General features: G+C 48.1%; 3 protein-coding genes and 1 pseudogene. All 4 read right to left on the bottom strand.

Going from position 1 to position 2,461, the window contains the following annotated elements:
• The coding region (locus ACJ2PR_RS35640; protein ID WP_446880602.1) for a hypothetical protein at positions 1-259 on the bottom strand (259 nt) is incomplete at its 3' end.
• Positions 260-481: 222 nt separating this feature from the next.
• Entirely contained in the window at positions 482-709 is a 228-nt protein-coding gene (locus ACJ2PR_RS35635; RefSeq protein WP_446880603.1) for an alpha/beta fold hydrolase, read from the bottom strand.
• Positions 710-766: 57 nt separating this feature from the next.
• Positions 767-2,215 (bottom strand): IS701 family transposase, encoded by a 1,449-nt coding sequence (locus ACJ2PR_RS35630; protein ID WP_446880601.1) that lies wholly within the window; start codon positions 2,213-2,215, stop codon positions 767-769.
• Between the two features lie 26 nt (positions 2,216-2,241).
• A pseudogene (locus ACJ2PR_RS35625) lies at positions 2,242-2,409 on the bottom strand (transposase); the annotation flags it as partial.
• Between the last annotated feature and the right edge of the window lie 52 nt (positions 2,410-2,461).

Below are 2,461 nucleotides of genomic sequence, written 5' to 3'. Positions count from 1 at the left end.
TTTCAGATTTCTGGCGATTTGGCAACCCCTTCTTGAGAATGGTGCAAGATCTGAGATAGCCCAGTTCAATCTCAGCTAATCGTGGGCAGCGTCGTAAAAAAACAAAACCAACCTTCTCTCCCTGCTGAGTTTCAATCCTCATCCATCCCCAGCCCTGACACTTGAATTGATCTTGCAGCTTCTGAACTATCTTCCCTAGCTCATGACTGGGTGTTTCCACACCACCCATAAATCTCATGGTTTCAGAATCCTCATTCATTCGCTCCATCAAATCTAAATCAGTTTCAGAGAGAGGTTGAAGAATAATTCTATTCCCGCACAACATGCTTGATCTTTCTCATTACTACATTCTCTCTAAGCTTAACTCTCGCCAATAAATTTGTAGCGGCATCCCTACCGATAACTTAAGCAGAGCAAAAGTGACTTGCCACGGCTCAATCTGGCCGCTGTGCAGACGGTATTTCTACTTATTTCGCCATACTCAAGACAAAAACTCTAAAACTAGCTGATTGAATTGTTGCGGATGCTCGATTGGACTCCAATGACCGCACTTCTCAAAGATTTCTAGTCGAGTGTTCGGAATTATCTTGGCAGCATTTTGAGCATGACTTACAGGAACCATCGGATCTTGCCTGCCCCAGATGATTAAGGTTGGAGCAGCAATCGTGTGTAATCTTTCAATGATCGATTGACAGAACTGCCCCCAGATATTGAAGCTTGAGTGTTGTGATGCCGAGAGAGGAAAATAAGAGCAGTAATTTGCGGACTACGAATGTGCGATCTGCTTTTGTTGTTTAGCAAACAAGTCGGTAAACACTCGCGCGGCTGCCTGTCCTCGCAGGAGTTGTTCATGGGCGAACAAAATCAACTGCTCAATCAGTGCTTGCCCTTGTTGTCGCACGACTTCCCCAATGGTTTGGATGGGATGAATCGGACGCTTGCCTCTGGGCGGTTTCTGCGATGGCGGTAAACAGGCAAGATGCAACAACGAGTATGCCACGAACACTAAACACCAATGGGATTGCATGGCTGAGTGTGACCGCACCCGATACTGGTCGAGTCCCAGCAGTTGTTTTCCGTCCCGGTAGAAGGTTTCAATCGCCCATCGTTTCAAGTACATCGATAAGGTTTGCTTGGCACTCCAGTCGGTGCGATTGGTGACGAGAACCGCAGAGGAACCGCTCAAGTTAGCCGATTCAAAGCAAATCACCAATCGCACTTTGCCAATGCCAGAAAGTCGAGCACAGACACTAAAGCCCCAATAGCTGCGGTGATCAATGTCCACTTGATGATAGGCAGAAGACGGAATCAAGGGGACGAGTGCTTCGACCTTGATTACACCATTGGCTGGCAGAGGAATGGGCTGTCCCTGGGCATCTCGCAACTGAAACCCGTACATGGAGAAGTTACGACCCTTGCGGTATCTGCGAAGCAGCGTGCGCTTGAGCAAACTCACCCAGTTCTTCTTCTGGTCTGCCAGTTGCTGGACAAATTCGGTCGTCAGATACCAACTATCCATCAAGACGGTCGTGAAGGGCAATCCATGCTCAATCGCATGCTTCAATAGCTCATGTGCAATCGTCATCTTGGTGCGGAACTGCTCGTGCAACTGGGCAAATTCTGGGTCGCTCAGCAGCGTCGGGTCTAACTGCTTGTGCAACTTTTGCCGAGCTTGGGTCGTGGGCGGAATCACTTGCCCCGGAAAGTGCTTGGACACAAATTGCTCCCACTGCGTCAAGTCCTCATAGCGACGGTAGATCTCATAATCGACCGGAAACCGCACTGCTCCACTGCGATAGTGGCTTGTAACCAAGTTATGAGCAAGGGGATAGCGACTATCACTATGATTGTAGTGTCGGTCAATGTACTCGAACAAACTCCCCACATGCTCACACAGGGTATCATCAATCAATAAGCACGACTGCTCTGCCTTCAATCGGACATTTACCGTTTGCGCTAGTAAGTACTGAATGCGATGCGCGTTCATCACTTCACTCTTCCAAGGCGACTCACTCAGAAAGCGCGATAGATTGGTCTTATCTGCGCTCTCTAATGTACAACGACTGATATGACTGAGGCTTTTGTTCTCCAAGACGATTAGCCCCGTCAAGTAGATCTGGAAATTCTCATAGCTGCGTTCATCTCTGAACAAACCGCGAAAGGCTTCCGCGTGCTGTTCAACAATCGGGGCAGGAGCGACTATCGGCAGTTGCATGATCCTGGTTCCTCCTGAAGTTAGTGTCACGAATTATTCGCGGAAGATTTACGGTCATGTTTTGCATGATCGCGCTCCACTACCATGCAAAAAACGGTGAGACAACTTATTTCATTCGGGAACGCCCCGATTTCATCTGACTTGGCACGAAATTCACGGAACAAGCGCTCCAAGTGATTGGTGGTCTGAATATACAGCATTTTTCAAGTAGATGTAGTACGATTAACTAGTCAGTGTCAGTAGAAA

The organism is Phormidesmis sp. 146-33, from assembly GCF_052939515.1.
The sequence above is the reverse complement of the archived record's forward strand: the minus strand, read 5'-3'. Positions and strand labels throughout refer to the sequence as shown.